Here is a 15786-nt window from a genome sequence, read left to right on the forward strand (position 1 = left end):
ATATCCAGGAGTATTATATCGGTATAAGATATATCGACTGACGATATAAATAAAAAAGGAGTGAACCCTATGGTCAAAGATTCCTTGCCCCTTACAGAAGCCTTTTATTACATTCTTGTGGCGCTGCACGTAGCGCCTTCCCATGGTTACGGAATTATGCAGGACGTCGAGAAGATGAGCGGCGGCCGAGTGAAGATCGGGGCGGGCACGCTCTATACGGCACTGAACACCTTGCTGAACAAAGGGCTCATTACGCCGTTTCCCGCACCGGATGGCTTCGATCCAAGGCGGAAGATGTATGCCATCACAGAGGACGGCAAGACAGCCGCAGCCGCCGAGATGCTTCGATTAGAAGAGCTTCTGAGAGCCGGACAGCTGGCTCACATTTCATACAAGGAGTGATCAGAGATGAAACCAAATACGGAGAAAAAGTACCGGTTGAACCTGAGCTGGGATTACGAGAATGAGGAAAAGTGGATGAACGAGCAATCCGCTCGCGGTCTGCATCTCCGGAAACCCGGTTTCTTGAGCAGTACCTTCGTTCGAGATGAGGCTGTAAGATATACCTATTGCCTGGACTATCAGGCAGGTCTGACGAAGAAGAACGGCAAGCTGCAGGAATATATTGAGCTTTACCGGGATGCGGGCTGGGAGTATGTGACCTCCTATGGAGGGATCTGGCACTATTTTCGCAAAGAGTGGGAGCCCGGAGAGGTGCCTCGCCTATACTCCGACCGCGATTCGCTTGCCGCGCATTATAAGAAAATCCAAAGCATGATGGGCGTGATGCTGCTCTTGAACATCGGGCTATGTGCGATCAATATGGCGAACCTGCTGCCTCGCGGCCATCAATTCTGGGGCGTAGTGTTCCCCCTAGCGGCCATCTATATCTTCCTCTTCGCCTTGCTCCTAGTCGGTTACCTGAAGATGGGCAGCAAGATCAACAAGCTTACCAAATAGACATAGAAAAAAGAGGCTAAAAGCGCCCTGTTACTCAGGACGTCTCAGCCTCTTTTTGACTTCTATGATTAGTTGATTTCGTAGATTTTGAACAGCTCATCGAGCATCAGGTTTGCTGCAATGACACCGCCCGCTGTATTCCAGATCGCATCGCTTACGCGAGTCGCCTTCTTGTTCTTCACAACGTTCAAGCTCTGCCACAGCGGATCCTTCAGCATTTCCTCTTCCATCGCCGTACCTTTGCCATCGCCGGTCTCGTAAGTGAAGTAGAACAACCGATCCGCATCTACCTCCGGAAGACGTTCCTTGGTGATTTCTTCTACGAATGTATCCTTGTAGTTCTTCTGATTATCAGGACGGGTAATGCCAAGCTTGGAGAACGCGATTCCCGTAAAGGTATCGTCCAGATAAATACGCGTTTTGCCTGCCATGAAGCGCACGACAGAGACTTTCTCGTTCAGCTTGTCGCCTGCCTTCGCTTTGAAACCAGCAGCGCGGTCATCGTAGGCTTGGATGATTTTCTCGCCCTCGGCTTTTTTGCCCAGTGCATCCGCATACAGCATGAAGTTCGACTGCCATGCTCCGCGGAGCGTTTCCGAGAAGATCGTCGGTGCGATTGCATTCAGCTGATCGAATACTTTCTCTTGGCGCAGCTTGTTGCCGATGATCAGATCCGGTTTAAGGCTGGCAATCAGCTCCACGTTCGGCTGGCTCTCTTCGCCAACTACCGTGACACCTTCCATGTCTGCTTTGATATGCTCGTACCACGGATCGCCTGTCCATGATTTAACAGCGCCAACGGGCTTCACGCCAAGTGCCAGCAAAGCTTCTGTACCTTCGTTCGTCAATACCACGATACGCTGCGGAGTCCCTTTAATCGTGGCCTCTCCCATTGCATGCGTGATCTTATGTTCTTCCGAATTCGCTGCCGGCGAATCCGATGCATTACCAGTGTTATTGCCAGCATTATTGCCGGAATCGGACTGCCCGCAAGCGGACAAAATGAGTGCGAAAGTGAGCAACAGGACTGAGACGGACCACATGTACTTCTTCTTCAAAACAGATACCATTACGTAAATAACTTCCCTTCGTATTTGAAAATGATTATCAATGCTTTTACAGATAGCAACTATAGCAGGGATAAATTCGGATGTCAATGATTTTGAGAATCACTCTCATTGACATCTAGGTGCTCATCACCTAGAATGACGAAGTGCATTTATTCTTTTCTACACATAATCTCTCAAGCTGGGAATGGGGCAATTATGAACACCTTACTTACAACACGCTTTCAGAAGGTACTAGGTCTAATCGCCTGTTTCGTCCTTCTCGTGCTCGGGATGTCAGGCAGCATTATTTTTGGAACTTCCAATATAAGCCTACATACCATTATGGAATCTTACACCGCCTATAATGGTTCGCAAGAGCACCTCATCATCCAAACGGCAAGGATGCCCAGAGCTTTAATCGCAGCATTCGCCGGTGCAAGTCTGGCGGTTGCAGGTGCATTGATGCAGGGCATTACGCGCAACCCGCTTGCTTCACCAAGCCTCTTTGGCATCAACGCCGGGGCGGCTTTCTTCATTGTCGTAAGCTCCGCATTCTTCGGGGCAACCAGTCTGGGAACGTTCGCGACGCTGGCATTCGTTGGCGCTGCCTTCACGGCATTGCTTGTCTATATTCTGGGTTCAATCGGCAACGATGGGCTCACGCCGCTGAAGGTGACGCTCGCCGGAGCGGCGATGACGGCGTTCTTCTCTTCCCTTTCCATGGGCGTGCTGCTTACCGGAGGACAGACCTTCGATCAAGTCTTGTACTGGTTCGTAGGTTCTGTAGCCGGACGAGACATGCACATCTTCACGACCGCAGCCCCATATATGGGAATTGCGCTTCTAGGCACCTTGGCCCTCTCCCGTCATATGAATTTGCTCGTATTGGGGGACGATGTCGCTACGGGACTTGGGCAAACGACAGTCTACGTGAAGCTCGCAGCTGCCGTCATTATTGTCCTGCTCGCCGGCGGATCGGTTTCCATTGCAGGCCCGATTGCATTCGTCGGCATTATTATTCCGCATATTACGCGTTACGTGGTAGGCATTGATTTTCGCTGGGTTCTCCCTTACTGCGCCTTCCTGGGTGCTATATTGCTGCTCGTCGCTGATGTGGGTTCGCGTTTTATCGCGTATCCCGGAGAAGTGCCCGTCGGCATCATGACCGCAATCATTGGCGTTCCATTCTTCGTGTATATCGCCAGAAGGGGGGAGCGTTAAGATGAGCAAATCGCTGACACTGCGAAACAATCGGCTCTCGTTTCTAATCGAACGCAGAACCTTATCGGTTATTCTGCTCTTAATCGCTGCCAACTTGGTTGGCGTTATCGTCTGCGTAGGTCTCGGCAGCACGTTCATAAGCCCGATCGCGGTCATTCGCTCGCTGCTCGGTATCGGTGATTCTGCGGACTCCATGATTATTTTCTCGCTGCGAATGCCGCGTGTCGTCATTGCCATCATGGTGGGCTCGATGCTGGCCGTATCCGGAGCTCTGCTGCAAGGTGTCGTGCGCAATCCGCTGACATCACCGGACGTTATCGGCATTTCCGGAGGTGCCTCGCTCGGCACCGTGTTCTTTATCATTTATTTCTCGCATGTCAGCATACGCTTCATGCCGCTCAGCTCGATTGCAGGCGCTTTTGCCGCGGCATTCCTGATCTATCTCTTTGCCTATCGGCGCGGCATTACCCCGCTTCGGCTCGTACTGATCGGGATCGGCATGGCAACCGCGTTAACGGCGGCAACCTACATGCTCATTCTAACCGCATCGTTTACACCAACTGCGGTAGCGGTGAAAGCCTTCACGTTTATGACGGGAAGCATCTACGGCGTTTCCTGGAAACGTGATGTGATGACACTGCTGCCTTGGATGATCGTATTCATGCCCATCGCGCTCATCTATGCCCGGCATCTGAACGTACAAGAGCTCGGCGATGAAGTCGCTACAGGCGTGGGCAGTTCCGTCAATGCCAAAAGAACGATCCTGCTCATCATCAGCGTCGCGCTCGCAGGCACGGCGGTCGCCATCGGCGGCGCCATCAATTTCATCGGACTTATGGCTCCGCATATTGCGCGCAAGCTTGTCGGTCCCTCGTATGGAGGCGTCATCCCGGTGTCTGCTCTGATCGGCTCGCTCGTCCTGCTGCTGTCTGATTTGGTCGCCAGAGTCGCGTTTATTCCGCTCGATATCCCTGCAGGCGTATTTACAGCCGCAATCGGAGCGCCGTTCTTTATCTTCTTGCTGTATCGCCATCGCAACTCGTAGAAGGAGTGAATCTTGTGTCCGTTATTGCAGCTAATAACCTCACGTTATCGTATGGAAAGAAACCGATCTTCGCAAACCTGGAGCTGGAGATTCCTAAAGGGCAAATCACCGTGTTTATCGGGAGCAACGGCTGCGGCAAATCAACCCTGCTGCGCTCGCTTGCCCGGTTAATGAAGCCGCAGGAGGGCTCTATCGTGCTCGATGGCTCCGACATCGCCAAGCTGTCCAGCAAAGAAGTAGCAAAGCGCCTGGCCATTCTTCCGCAAGGTCCGACAGCGCCGGAAGGACTGACCGTGCAGCAGCTTGTGAAGCAAGGACGCTACCCGTATCAGAGCTTCCTTCAGCAGTGGTCCGCAGAGGACGAGAAAATGGTGAAGAAAGCGCTGCAAGCGACACATATGGAGGAACTGTCCGGACGTACGGTCGACTCCCTCTCAGGCGGACAACGCCAGCGTGCTTGGATTGCCATGACGTTAGCGCAGAACACGCAAACGATCCTGCTCGACGAGCCGACCACCTATCTGGATATGACGCATCAAATCGAAATATTGGATCTCCTATTTGATCTGAATGCGCAAGAAAACCGCACCATCGTGATGGTGCTCCATGATATCAATCTTGCTTGCCGGTACGCGCATCATATTGTAGCGGTTAAGGAAGGACGCATCTTGGCGCAAGGGAAGCCGGAACAAATTGTGGATGCCTCGTTTATCCATGAGGTCTTTAACATGGAAAGCCAAGTCGTGCAGGATCCTATATTCGGGACACCGCTGTGTATTCCATATGGTAAGGGGCGGAAGCTTCTCGGCGATCAGGAACAGCATGCGGCAAATGGGAATACGGCGAATGAAAGCGAGGTTGAGGCGCTTGAGGCGCTTCTGGCGACTCACTAAGCTAGCAAAAGAAGCCCCCGCGGTTCTGTGTTTGTTTACACAGAACCGCGGGGGCTTCTTGTTTATGATTTGGCCAAGGCGTCTACCAGCAATTGCGCGAAAAACTGCGCGCCGTTCTTCCTCAGATGAACACCGTCGTTGCCGAAGAAGTCGTCTTGACCTTTGCTTGCCGAATACCAGTCAATGAGCGAGAGTCCCGGTGTCTTCGCGACCTTCTCTGCCAGCATGCCGTTGACGACATCCTGCCATTTGCGAGGAACGCGCGTATTGACGAGAATGACTTTGTGTTCACTGCCAATGGCCGTTAGCAGCGTGTTTAACTGCTTCTCCGTAAATGAGCCGTTCGTGCCAAGCTCGATGATGACGGTTTGGCCCAACTGGTTGTTTGCCTTCAGCTCCAAGACCGCCTCATCAGCTTCAGACATCTGTCGTCCGATTTTCCCGTCCACGACAATTCCTTTCACAAGCTCTTCCAGATAGGGTTTGGCATCCAGAAGGATCGAGTCGCCGATCACCGTGACGCTGCCTGCCGCTGGTGGTTTAATCGGTGTGTGTGGCTTGGGTAATTTTGCAGGTGGAGGCGTTGGCGTTGTGGTTGCCCCGCTGTCTTTCGAGCTGTCAGGAACACTCGCATCCTTGCCCGGTTTATCCTCCGCTGAACCCGTTTCACCGGACTTCCTTATAGTCGACTGATCAGGGCTTGTCCCTTGACCTTCCGGTTTAGCATCTGTCGAATGGCCTGAATCCGCATCCCCATCGCCCGGTTCACTTGCACTCCCGTCCCCTGGCTTAGTATCGCCCGGAGTCGTATCATCCGGGTTCGTATCCTCCGGGTTCGTCACAACCGGATGATCTTCGGATTCCTTGTGCCCTTCCGATACAGCCTGTCCGGCTTGATCTTCACCCGGCCTTTCATTCGAGATACCCGGCTTCAAAATCGGAACACCCACCGATAAACCGCCATCTATCGCGTACAATTGGGTCGAGCATGATACGCTGACAGCCATCAGCGTGCAGAGCGACATGACCATCACGATTCGACTTGCGCGAAGCGGCTGCCGTTGCCTTTCCACTAGCTGCGATAGCTTGCTGCGAATTCTGCCAAGCGCACCTCGCCGGATCGGCTCCTCGACAAAACGCCAAGAGAGCTCGGCCGCGGCAATGGCTGCCGCCACCTGAAGCAAGGCTCGCGTCGCATGAAACTCGTCTACTTGCGCCGCAGGCGTAGTCAAAGCAATAATTGGATAATGATAGAGATAAATGCCATAGGAGCGCACGCCTATCCAGCGCAGCGGCTTGCAGCCAATAATGCGGCCAAACCTGCTTGATGGATGTGCCAATGAAGCGACCACGGCCGCAGTGGCAACAGCCAATATCACCATGCCTCCGCGATACAGCAGCTCATCGTATTCGCCAACAGTCGCGATCATCGCCAGCACGACGGCCAGTCCGCTGAAACCGGCGATATCCAGCACCATTTTCGTCTTGCTTCTGGCATGGTCGGACAGCTTCCAGCTTGGCCAAACCACGGCCAAAGCAGCCCCGATCAACAACGCAAAAGCCCTTGTATCCGTACCGTAATAGACCCGGCTCGGATCAAGCCCCGGCACATAGAGCGCAGCCATCAGCCCCGCCGAAGCCGCCGCCCCTGCCAAGATGACAAGCGCCAGCTTCCCCCGCTGCGGCACCAATCGCACGAGCAGCATCAGCAGCACCGGCCATACGAGATAGAACTGCTCCTCGACGGCGAGCGACCACAAATGGCCAAACGGCGAAGGCGGCCCAAACGACTCGAAATACGAGACCTGATGGAAAATCAATCGCCAGTTGCTCGTATAAAGCAGCGCTGAGCCAATCTCCCCTTTTAAAGAGGAGAGTCTCGCCGGGTCTATATAAAGCAGCCAAGCTGCTACGAGCAGGAGCATGATAAACATGGCCGGCAACAGCCTTCTCGCCCGGCGAATCCAGAAATCGCCGAGATCCAGCCGCCTTGTTTGACTCTGTTGTTTTAACAAAATATCGGTAATCAAGTAGCCGGAGAGGACGAAGAAAATGCCTACGCCAAGCAATCCGCCCGGTACCCACGATAGATTCAGATGATAAGCGATTACCGCAGCTACGGCAATTGCACGCAAACCATCGATTCCGGGCATGTAGCGACCGCTGTTTCCTAATGGTTTTGGCATATTAACATTCTCCTTCCGGCAGGGGACCGTTTCCCCCTACTTGCTGACTGACTAACCTGTCTCTAGGCTGCATGTTTGATTATAAAACGAGATGGCCGGTTTTGCGTTACAGAAGAGTTACATTTCGGTCGGTTTCAAATGGAACTGCCCCGCTCCATCCTGTAACTTGGTTCAATAACCCGCCTTAGCCGAACCGAATCACATCCAGCGCAAGTTTACTTCCGTCAGTCAACGTTACACGTACCGTGTGAGACCCCGGTGCCAAGCCTCCCGTCTCAAACCAAACGCCGGTCTGCTCCGCTGCCTGATCAGCAGCGGTACCCGCCTCAGTACCATCGATCGCTACCGATGCCTTCCCCCCGGCCATATGGCGCTCTCCGCAGAGCTTTACCCATGTGCCATGGAAGGAAAAGCTAAAACTATCGCCTGCCGTGTCGCTCCACGTATAATCATCGTTATAACTGCCCGCAACTCCGCGCTCCCGTTGCCAGTTCCCTTCATATGCGATGCCGGGATTCGAATCATTGATCCGATTCTCGATACGTTCCGGGTGAATGCCGGTCTTCACGGCGCGGAGCGCATCCAGAAACATCGTGCCTTCCTGCTTCGTCGGCATAATGCCTGGACCGCCTTCATCCAGCTCATTCCATGCATAGATTGCCATCACCGGCGGCGTGCTCGTATGCTGCGCATGATGGAACAGCCAGTCGCGCATTTCGCTAAGATGCTCGAACCATTCCGTATACGTCGGATATTCAAACGAGTACCCGTAATAACTGGCCCCAACCGCAGCCGTCCAAGCATCATTATGGCGCGGACTCGGATCGATAACCGCGCTGACGCCGGGGATCACCTTAAGTCCCTTCTCGATGTCGCGTTTGTTACGATCATGGCGAGCCAGCTCCTCATAAGCATAATGCCCCTCGCCGCTGTGCGAAGCAGGACCGTAATCGGAAACGCCGTCGAAACCAAACCGCGCGGCAGACGCGTAATCGTTACGCATATCCACCAAGTATGGCGCTCCCAGACCGGCTTCGGCGCAAGCCTCCGCCAAGTAGGCCAGCTCTTCGGCCCAGCGGCTGCCGAATCCGCGCTCCGCATCATCGAGGAAGGCCGTGTCCATCCAGAACAGCAGCGGCCGGTTGCCGTCTACAAGCACATACTGCTTGTCCTTCATCAGCTCGACAAACTCAGGTACATTGCGTCTCCGCCAACCCCGCCGCTCCTCTTGGGCAGCACCGCTTACCCAACCGGTCTGCAGGATAAGCGCAAACTGCAGGAGATCATGCTTGGATGAAGCCATGTAATCCTTCAATGGATTGTTCAAACGTCTAATCCCTTCATGAGGATCGTCGTCGGGATACCAGACGAAAGCCCAGAAATCGAGCTGGCCGTCAGCGGCAGCTTGAATTTGGCGGTCAACCCGCTCCGCGTGATCCGGCACCTCTGAATCGAACCAGCCATCGATAGGTTCCCTGCTGGTGTAAGCCGTATACAGCGATGAATCTACGAATCCCGCATAAGATGCATTCGTCGGAAACCAAGCATCCCACCTAATTGCTCCTGCCAGAAAAGCTTGTCCATCCCGCATCCCCATCTTCCCATCCCCTCTCTTGATAGAAAAAATGCCCTTCTCCCGTGTGGGAGGAGAGCGGATTTCCGTTCCGATTAATGAACCTTCTGCGAAGCGGCTTTCTTGCCCATTTCGTCAGCTTCCTGCTCAAGCGCAGGGTCATCGTTCACGGGCATACCGGCCACCGACAGAGTCGGCTCGATGCGCCCTTTGCGCTGCTGTACGACATGCTGCAGCTCATGACCGATCAGCTCTTGCCCTTCTTGAGTGTCCGGTTGATATTGACCCGGCGCAAAATGAACGTCGCTGCCCTGCGTGTAAGCAAGCGCGCCTACTTCTCTTGCAGAAGAGGAGTTCTCATGAACGCGCACATCCGACATATTCGTTTGAAGGGCAGCTTCCATCTTCTGCTGCAAGCTTGCAGGAAGTTTCCCTTGCTGCCGCTGTTCGTCATCTCCCTCTGCGCTGCGCTGAACGACAGACGGGCGGCTGTTATGCATCATCTGCACAACCGCGCGATTGCCTGCAGCTTTCTGCAGCTGCAACACCTGCCGGGGAGAGAGCATGTGTTCACTGCCTAATGCTGGAGCTTGGGCTTGAGCTGACGTTGAGGTTAAACTTGCGGTGCTCCGAGCTTCAGCTTGATAAACGGTAGGACGTTTGAACTTGGCAGACGGGGACTGATGCTCGTGCGACACTGGGACTCCTCTTTTCTAATGGGTTTTGCGCAACCGTTTGACGATCAACATCACTACGCCAAGCAGCAGCAGGAGAACGCTGATCGCCGCCATCATCCATTTGAGGGTAGTAAAGAGGCTGCTCGCCTTTGCGATGAACGTGATTTGATCCGGGTATTGGGTCAGCATCGTCACGATGCATGCATTTTCTAAGTAATCCAGAAGAAGCGTGATGTAAATAAGAAGAGGTAGTTGATGCGCCCATGATTTAGGTGCGAACGCACGCCGATAAATAACAGTCGTCAGCAGCGCGAAGAATAGGCTATATACAATGGGATAGATAAAGTCCGCTGTGAGCGTAAAGGTGACGTAAAAGGCTCTTCCAGCGTCGCTGTATGCCCCGATAATGGCATACGCTTTGTCTACGGAATAAGAGAGACGCAAATCCAGAATGCCTGCACTGCCGGAATAATCATTCAGCTTGGATGATCCGTAAGGCAGCACAACCGCTTCGATAATCAACAATACGATGAACAACCCTGTGATAACTTGCCAAATACTCAGCCTTGTCTGCATGCGTTGCAGTACGGTCAGCATGGCGATTCCCCTTTTCTTCACATGGAATAAATAGGGTTGAAATCTGGGGTGTCATCGTTATTTTAAAGGATTTCCGCCGCATTTAACACTACCAGTTTGCCAAATCCGGCAATTCTTTTTAAGCAGCTCTTCAGCCCCTCTGGAAGACTTCTATTCCTCCCCCAAAAGCAAAAGGAGACCGCCCTCACAAAGGGCAGTCTCCTTCTCACTGATGCTGTTAAGCAGCTGTACTTATCCGAAATAATTCGCTAATCCTCTTGCGATAGCCGCAGCTGCCTTCTTCTGATAAGCGGATCCGCGAACAATCGATTCATCCTTGCGGTTCGACAGAAATCCGAGTTCAACCAGCGTCGCTACCGTGTCATTCTCCCGCAGTACGTACAGATCGCCGAAGGATAAACCATGGCTGCGAAGTCCGCCGACTTCAGTCAATTCGTCCTCAATAGCTTGCGCCAGCGGTCTGTCTTTCTTCTCGGAATAGAAGAAAGTAAGGATGCCGGACGTTTGTTTCTCGGAAGAATTATAATGAATGCTGACGAACGCATCCGCGTCCGCTCTTTCGCTTATCCGTACACGCTCCGAGAGCTCGGGCTTCTTATCCGTCGTCCGCGTCATGATGACCGTAGCTCCTAAGCTTTGCAGTTCCTGCTTGAGATAACCCGCTGTGCTAAGCGTGAGGTCTTTCTCCTTTGTTTCGTACGTTGTTCCGATCATGCCCGGATCATTGCCGCCATGCCCGGCGTCAACGACGATGACCTTGCCTCTGAGTCCCTTGCCGGAACGCTTCGGCGGGACAGCGCCTTTGCCGACGTATGCCTTGGCCACCCAGCCCGTTGTACTGCCTGCCGTACGGATTTTGATCCATTCGCTCTGACTGCCCGTAATCGTAATCTGCTCGCCTTGCGTCAAGGAGCCGACTACCTTATAGCCCACACCCGGGCCGGAGCGAATCCGAAGCGAGTCCGCAAGCACTGTAGCCGTAGAACCCGGGCTTGTACTTACCGTACCGCTCGTAGGCGGCTCATCAGCTGCCGGGCTGGATTCCTGGCCGGAGCCATCCAGCTTGCCGAGCAGATATCCGGCTGCCCAACCGGTCAACTTGTTGTGTTTAATCTGAACCCAGCCGTCGCTGTCTTCATCCGTAACCGAAACGATATCGCCTTTATTCAGCTTGCCTACGACAGATGCTTGCAGGGACGGTTCGCTGCGTACATTGAGCGCGCTGCTGTTCACTTTAGCTTGATAAGGGAATGCCGATGTGGCAGAAACCATGGAAATGCCAAGACTGCCGACCAGAAGCGTAACCATTAATACTAGGCTGATATATCTACGCATAGAGTCTCCTTCCAGTGGATAAAAAAGGTAGACTCTTATTATATCAGCAGTTTGCCGATTAAGGCATCCTATTTTACAAAAAAATTAGGTATTGCGAAGGTTGTCGAATAAAGTCGATTCCAAATTCTATACCTATGTCCCTATCCCTTCTGGATATTCAGACCGAGCTCTTCCGCTCTGACAAGTGCCTCAGGGGAAAACTTATTCTTGCCATACTTCTGAAGGAATTCTTCTTCCGTCACCGGCACCCACCGAAACTCGCGATTCTGGTAAACCCACACCTTCTTGCCCCAATCCACGTGAATCGTGCGGCTGTTCACCTTCTTCACGACGCCGATTTCGGTAATGACATTCGTATTATTGAACGTTTTCACGCATAGCTTGTTCAGCATTTGACTCATCCTATCGTCCTCCTTCTTCATCTTGGTGTTGTTCTTCATTATACCCGTAAAATAAGCACAATAGCTTATGGCCGGGTAAAATATAAAGTCCGGCAAGCAAGGCGCATCATGCGCACTTTACTCACCGGACTCGCTTAGCTGACCATTATAGCTTTCTTCCGTACATCACTGCAAAATTATAATACTTGTATACGCAGTCCACATCAGAGAACCCGGCATCGTTCAACCAGCCAAGCTGGGTTTGCAAATCCGTCATCCGATCAAGCTTCGTCCGCTCGTAAGCGGCTGCGATTTCCGGCTCTGACAATCCGCTTGCTTCTACCTTCCCTCTCCAATTCTCTTTATAGAGCGTATCTACGAAAGGCGTATGTCCCAACACTTGATCCGCATTGATAAACACGCCGCCGGGCTTAAGATTCGCGAAGCTGTTGCGATACAAAGTGAGCTTATCCGCATCGGACAGATGGTGGATCGACAGCCCGGAAACGATGATATCGAACGCCTCTCCCGGAACATAGGCCGTGTAGTCTTCACAGAGGTACGTAACACCGGACGATTCCATTTCCTCCAACCTCAACTTCGCGACGGCGAGCATTTTATCGGACAGATCGATGAGCGTAAGCTTCGCTTTCGGATAACGCGCCAAGAGATAGGAAGATAGCAGCCCCGTTCCCGCACCCAAATCCAATATCGAAGGCGTCTCCGTCTCCACCTCAGCGAGTGCCGAGGCAACACCATAGAAGTCGTCAAAGCAAGGTATTAATTTACGCCGCTGCTGATCGTACACGGCTGCCGTATCATCGAATGTACGGCGAACATGCTGATGTTTCTCCATTCCGAACACCTCCAGGGATTGCCTTCATCATAATGCAGGGAAGCCAATCCGTGAAATATTTAGAATCTATGAGCTCCATCACTTTCGCCTATATTAATTCGGTGATATTTATCCACTCCGTACTTTCTTCCCTGGAAGAAATCACAAGCGCTGATATTTATCCGCTCCGTACTTTCTTCCCTATTGACAATATTCACCTATGCGATTAGAGTAAAACTATATTTCCGACAAAACAACTTGGATTAGGGGGATTAAACGATGGGACATATAGACAACAACTTTTTGTCAGCCATTGAAACGAACTGGTACAGCTTTGTTACTTCCATCTTTGTATTCTGGGTATTATTCTTTCTTGCACGTAAGCGGGTGAATTTCGGCGCTCGGGTTCTGATCGGCCTTGGCATCGGACTTCTCGTCGGCATACTCTTTCAGAATTTGGACTATGACACCAAAGGCATTACAACGTTCGGCAGCATGTACATAAGCTTAATTCGTATGCTCGTTGTTCCGCTGGTCTTCATCCTAGTACTGAACAGTATTTCTTCCTTAACCAACCTGGAGTATTTGCGCAAAATCGGTCTTAAAACCTTCGCTTGGTTCCTGGGAACGACCGGAGTCGGCTCCATAATCGGCCTTCTGATCGCACTTGCGTTCAATCCGGGCAGCGGCATTCAACAAGCGGCTCCGGCGGATTTTGAAGCTCGCGAAATTCCGACCTTCTCCCAAGTAATCCTTGACCTTGTTCCATCCAATCCGATTAATGAAGCGGCTAACGGCAAAGTAGTACCCGTACTTATCTTTGCAATCTTCCTTGCCGTAGCGATTATCAAGCTTGGATCCAGAAATGCGGAAACGGTGAAACCCGTACGTGATCTGATCCAGTCACTCGCTCAAGTGCTTCATCAAGTCGTGAAGTTCATCATCCGTCTGACGCCTTACGGTGTATTCGCTCTGATTGCCGGCGTTACATCCCACTATGGCTGGGAGACGCTGCAGGAGCTCGGAAGTGTAATCATTACCTCTTATGTTGCGCTGATCGTACATTTCGTTCTCGTATTCGGCGGTCTGGTCTTCTTCGTGGCTAAAGTCAATCCAATCCGGTTCTTCCGCAAAATCTATCCGACAATCGCTGTCGCGTTTACAACCCGAAGCAGCTACGCAACGCTTCCCGTTAATCTGGATGTCATTACGAAGCGTCTGCATGTATCGCCGCGTATCGCGAGCTTTGTCGCACCGCTTGGTGCTTCCGTTAACTTTAACGCATGCGGCGGCATCTGGCCGGCCATTGTCGTCGTCTTCACCGCTCAGGTGTACAGCATTGACCTATCGTTTACGGATTATATCGTGCTTGTGCTTGTCAGCATTGTTTCATCGATCGGCGTTGCCGGCGTTCCGGGACCTGCCGTTATCTCGACAACCGTCGTATTGACTGCTCTGGGTCTTCCGCTCGAAGGAATTGCCATTGTTGCCGGCGTTGAGGCACTGATCGATATGGGCCGCACAACGGTTAACGCAACAGGAACAACCGTTACTTCCTTGCTCGTTGCGAATTCGGAAGGCGAGTTTGACCGCGAAGCCTTCAACAATGACAAGGACGACGAGATTTCCTTGCAAACTGCAATTTAATAAGCAGTAGAATAGCCCTCCCGTCCAACTCAATTGGACGCCGGAGGGCTTTTTGTTACGAATTAATCATCGGATCCAGGATAGCCCGCATCTCCGCTTCCTTCATCGCACCGACTCGTTTTTTCACAATATTACCCTTACGATCAACGAAAACAGATACCGGAATGGACGTAATGCCGTACTTCATCGCGATCTTCTTATCGGGATCGAGCACAGCGCGGAACGGATAGCCGTTGTCCTGTAGGTACGAGGCAGCCTTCTCTCGATTCTCACCGACATTGACCGTCAGAATAATAAGATCTTTTTCCTGATATTGCTCGTAGATATTCTTCATATCCGGCATTTCCTTCTTGCAGTATTTGCACCAGCTGGCCCAGAAGTTGATGTAGACGTTACGTCCTCGCAGCTCCCGCAGGGAAACATGATTCCCGTTCAAATCCTCTAACGTAAACTCGCTGGCCCGATCCTCGGTTGCCTTGGCGGTTGGGGGTGCAACGCCGGCTTCCGCATCGCTTAGACTGTAATGACCGGTGACATACACGGCAGCCGCAATCATCATGACAACAAGCAGTGTCCCCCATAGCAGTACGCTTCTCTTCATTCTTCAAGCTCCTTCTAAAGATCGAACAGGCCTTCTCCTCCGCTAATCAGCTCCAGATTATCCGTAAAGACGAGGACACCGATGATCACCATAATAACTCCGCTAACAATGGATACGATCGGATAATAAACCGCAAACCGCTTCATATACCCCGATAAATTCCCCACCAGGAGCGCTGCCAGTATAAGAGGCAGGGCCAGTCCCATTGCATAGGCTGCCAGAAGCCATACGCCTTTCCCGATCGTGTCCATGCTGCCTGCATAAATGAGAATGGAAGATAGAATCGGCCCGACACACGGCGTCCAGCCTGCTGCGAAAGCCATCCCCAGCAGAAGCGAGCCGAAGGCCGTCTTCTCCCCTACTTTGCCAAACGACAGCAGCCTCTTCTCGGCATACAAGGCTTTTATCTTCAAGAGACCTGTCGTATGCAGGCCCAAGAGGATAATCAGCACGCCGCCGATTTGCTTCACCGCCTCCAAATTCATCGTCAGCAGCTTGCTGACAGAGCTCACTGAAACCCCAAGCAGCATAAAGACTGCCGTGAATCCGGCAATGAAGAAACCCGCTTTCAGCAGTAATTTCATGCTTGCTTGATGGGATTGATGTTCAGCAACCGACGTCCCAACAAGATGACTGAGGTAGATCGGAATAAGCGGCAGCACACACGGAGACAGAAAAGAAAGCAGTCCTGCTGAGAAGGCAACGATGACATCCATGCTTTCTCCTCCTACACTTATTTCAAAATGGACAAAATGGGCAGCCGATTGGATGCCCATTTTGAACGAGA

General features: G+C 52.2%; 16 protein-coding genes. 6 read left to right on the forward strand and 10 right to left on the reverse strand.

The features are described 5' to 3' along the window. Positions 1-69: 69 nt before the first annotated feature. Both BM412_RS30225 and BM412_RS30230 read left to right on the forward strand, forming a co-directional pair. Positions 70-402, forward strand: coding sequence for a PadR family transcriptional regulator (locus BM412_RS30225; RefSeq protein ID WP_091225425.1), 333 nt, complete (start codon positions 70-72; stop codon positions 400-402). Positions 403-408: 6 nt separating this feature from the next. After that, positions 409-960 (forward strand): DUF2812 domain-containing protein, encoded by a 552-nt coding sequence (locus BM412_RS30230; RefSeq protein WP_091225426.1) that lies wholly within the window; start codon positions 409-411, stop codon positions 958-960. A 68-nt stretch (positions 961-1028) separates the two neighbouring features. Here BM412_RS30230 and BM412_RS30235 read toward each other — a convergent pair whose 3' ends face one another. Continuing rightward, positions 1029-2030, reverse strand: coding sequence for an ABC transporter substrate-binding protein (locus BM412_RS30235; RefSeq protein ID WP_091225427.1), 1002 nt, complete (start codon positions 2028-2030; stop codon positions 1029-1031). Between the two features lie 195 nt (positions 2031-2225). Here BM412_RS30235 and BM412_RS30240 point away from each other — a divergent pair, with 195 nt between their 5' ends. The 3 genes from BM412_RS30240 to BM412_RS30250 are packed head-to-tail and all read left to right on the forward strand — an operon-like array spanning position 2226 to position 5168. Next, positions 2226-3230 (forward strand): FecCD family ABC transporter permease, encoded by a 1005-nt coding sequence (locus BM412_RS30240; RefSeq protein ID WP_091225428.1) that lies wholly within the window; start codon positions 2226-2228, stop codon positions 3228-3230. 1 nt (position 3231) lies between these two features. Then, positions 3232-4275, forward strand: a complete 1044-nt coding sequence (locus BM412_RS30245; RefSeq protein WP_091225429.1) for a FecCD family ABC transporter permease — start codon at positions 3232-3234, stop codon at positions 4273-4275. A gap of 14 nt (positions 4276-4289) precedes the next feature. Next, on the forward strand, positions 4290-5168 hold the full coding sequence (locus BM412_RS30250) for an ABC transporter ATP-binding protein (RefSeq protein ID WP_091225430.1): 879 nt from the start codon (positions 4290-4292) through the stop codon (positions 5166-5168). A gap of 62 nt (positions 5169-5230) precedes the next feature. On the opposite strand, the gene BM412_RS30255 is transcribed toward BM412_RS30250, so the two are convergent. The 7 genes from BM412_RS30255 to BM412_RS30285 form a co-directional block, all read right to left on the reverse strand. Next, entirely contained in the window at positions 5231-7354 is a 2124-nt protein-coding gene (locus tag BM412_RS30255) for an acyltransferase family protein (RefSeq protein ID WP_091225431.1), read from the reverse strand. Between the two features lie 184 nt (positions 7355-7538). Continuing rightward, complete coding sequence (locus BM412_RS30260) at positions 7539-8951, reverse strand: glycoside hydrolase family 71/99 protein (RefSeq protein ID WP_091225432.1); 1413 nt, start codon at positions 8949-8951, stop codon at positions 7539-7541. A 71-nt stretch (positions 8952-9022) separates the two neighbouring features. Next, on the reverse strand, positions 9023-9475 hold the full coding sequence (locus BM412_RS30265; protein WP_218163205.1) for an eCIS core domain-containing protein: 453 nt from the start codon (positions 9473-9475) through the stop codon (positions 9023-9025). A gap of 165 nt (positions 9476-9640) precedes the next feature. Continuing rightward, positions 9641-10180, reverse strand: a complete 540-nt coding sequence (locus BM412_RS30270) for a hypothetical protein (protein WP_143111726.1) — start codon at positions 10178-10180, stop codon at positions 9641-9643. A gap of 252 nt (positions 10181-10432) precedes the next feature. Further along, entirely contained in the window at positions 10433-11536 is a 1104-nt protein-coding gene (locus tag BM412_RS30275; RefSeq protein ID WP_091225434.1) for an N-acetylmuramoyl-L-alanine amidase family protein, read from the reverse strand. Positions 11537-11676: 140 nt separating this feature from the next. Beyond that, positions 11677-11937 carry a hypothetical protein gene (locus BM412_RS30280; protein ID WP_091225435.1) on the reverse strand — a complete coding sequence of 87 codons (261 nt, stop codon included), beginning with the start codon at positions 11935-11937 and terminating at the stop codon, positions 11677-11679. Between the two features lie 145 nt (positions 11938-12082). Beyond that, a complete protein-coding gene (locus BM412_RS30285) occupies positions 12083-12772 on the reverse strand; it encodes a class I SAM-dependent methyltransferase (RefSeq protein WP_091225436.1) in 690 nt (229 codons plus the stop codon). A gap of 258 nt (positions 12773-13030) precedes the next feature. On the opposite strand from BM412_RS30285, the gene BM412_RS30290 reads away from it, so the two are divergent. Further along, positions 13031-14398, forward strand: coding sequence for a dicarboxylate/amino acid:cation symporter (locus tag BM412_RS30290; RefSeq protein ID WP_177246162.1), 1368 nt, complete (start codon positions 13031-13033; stop codon positions 14396-14398). Positions 14399-14453: 55 nt separating this feature from the next. Here the strand turns inward: BM412_RS30290 and BM412_RS30295 are convergent, their stop codons facing one another. Together BM412_RS30295 and BM412_RS30300 are read right to left on the reverse strand one after the other, a co-directional pair. Beyond that, complete coding sequence (locus BM412_RS30295) at positions 14454-14999, reverse strand: TlpA family protein disulfide reductase (RefSeq protein WP_091225437.1); 546 nt, start codon at positions 14997-14999, stop codon at positions 14454-14456. A gap of 14 nt (positions 15000-15013) precedes the next feature. Then, positions 15014-15715 carry a cytochrome c biogenesis CcdA family protein gene (locus tag BM412_RS30300; RefSeq protein ID WP_091225438.1) on the reverse strand — a complete coding sequence of 234 codons (702 nt, stop codon included), beginning with the start codon at positions 15713-15715 and terminating at the stop codon, positions 15014-15016. Positions 15716-15786 lie beyond the last annotated feature (71 nt).

The sequence above is a fragment of the Paenibacillus sp. BC26 genome, from assembly GCF_900116125.1.
Taxonomy (GTDB): domain Bacteria; phylum Bacillota; class Bacilli; order Paenibacillales; family Paenibacillaceae; genus Paenibacillus_Z; species Paenibacillus_Z lignilyticus.

Excerpts from the sequence above, each read along its gene's own strand:
- BM412_RS30255 (WP_091225431.1), bottom strand. The coding sequence starts at position 7,354 with ATGCCAAAACCATTAGGAAACAGCGGTCGCTACATGCCCGGAATCGAT.
- BM412_RS30280 (WP_091225435.1), bottom strand. The coding sequence starts at position 11,937 with ATGAGTCAAATGCTGAACAAGCTATGCGTGAAAACGTTCAATAATACG.
- BM412_RS30240 (WP_091225428.1), top strand. The coding sequence starts at position 2,226 with ATGAACACCTTACTTACAACACGCTTTCAGAAGGTACTAGGTCTAATC.
- BM412_RS30235 (WP_091225427.1), bottom strand. The coding sequence starts at position 2,030 with ATGGTATCTGTTTTGAAGAAGAAGTACATGTGGTCCGTCTCAGTCCTG.
- BM412_RS30270 (WP_143111726.1), bottom strand. The coding sequence starts at position 10,180 with ATGCAGACAAGGCTGAGTATTTGGCAAGTTATCACAGGGTTGTTCATC.
- BM412_RS30285 (WP_091225436.1), bottom strand. The coding sequence starts at position 12,772 with ATGGAGAAACATCAGCATGTTCGCCGTACATTCGATGATACGGCAGCC.
- BM412_RS30230 (WP_091225426.1), top strand. The coding sequence starts at position 409 with ATGAAACCAAATACGGAGAAAAAGTACCGGTTGAACCTGAGCTGGGAT.
- BM412_RS30290 (WP_177246162.1), top strand. The coding sequence starts at position 13,031 with ATGGGACATATAGACAACAACTTTTTGTCAGCCATTGAAACGAACTGG.
- BM412_RS30225 (WP_091225425.1), top strand. The coding sequence starts at position 70 with ATGGTCAAAGATTCCTTGCCCCTTACAGAAGCCTTTTATTACATTCTT.
- BM412_RS30275 (WP_091225434.1), bottom strand. The coding sequence starts at position 11,536 with ATGCGTAGATATATCAGCCTAGTATTAATGGTTACGCTTCTGGTCGGC.
- BM412_RS30295 (WP_091225437.1), bottom strand. The coding sequence starts at position 14,999 with ATGAAGAGAAGCGTACTGCTATGGGGGACACTGCTTGTTGTCATGATG.
- BM412_RS30260 (WP_091225432.1), bottom strand. The coding sequence starts at position 8,951 with ATGGGGATGCGGGATGGACAAGCTTTTCTGGCAGGAGCAATTAGGTGG.
- BM412_RS30300 (WP_091225438.1), bottom strand. The coding sequence starts at position 15,715 with ATGGATGTCATCGTTGCCTTCTCAGCAGGACTGCTTTCTTTTCTGTCT.
- BM412_RS30245 (WP_091225429.1), top strand. The coding sequence starts at position 3,232 with ATGAGCAAATCGCTGACACTGCGAAACAATCGGCTCTCGTTTCTAATC.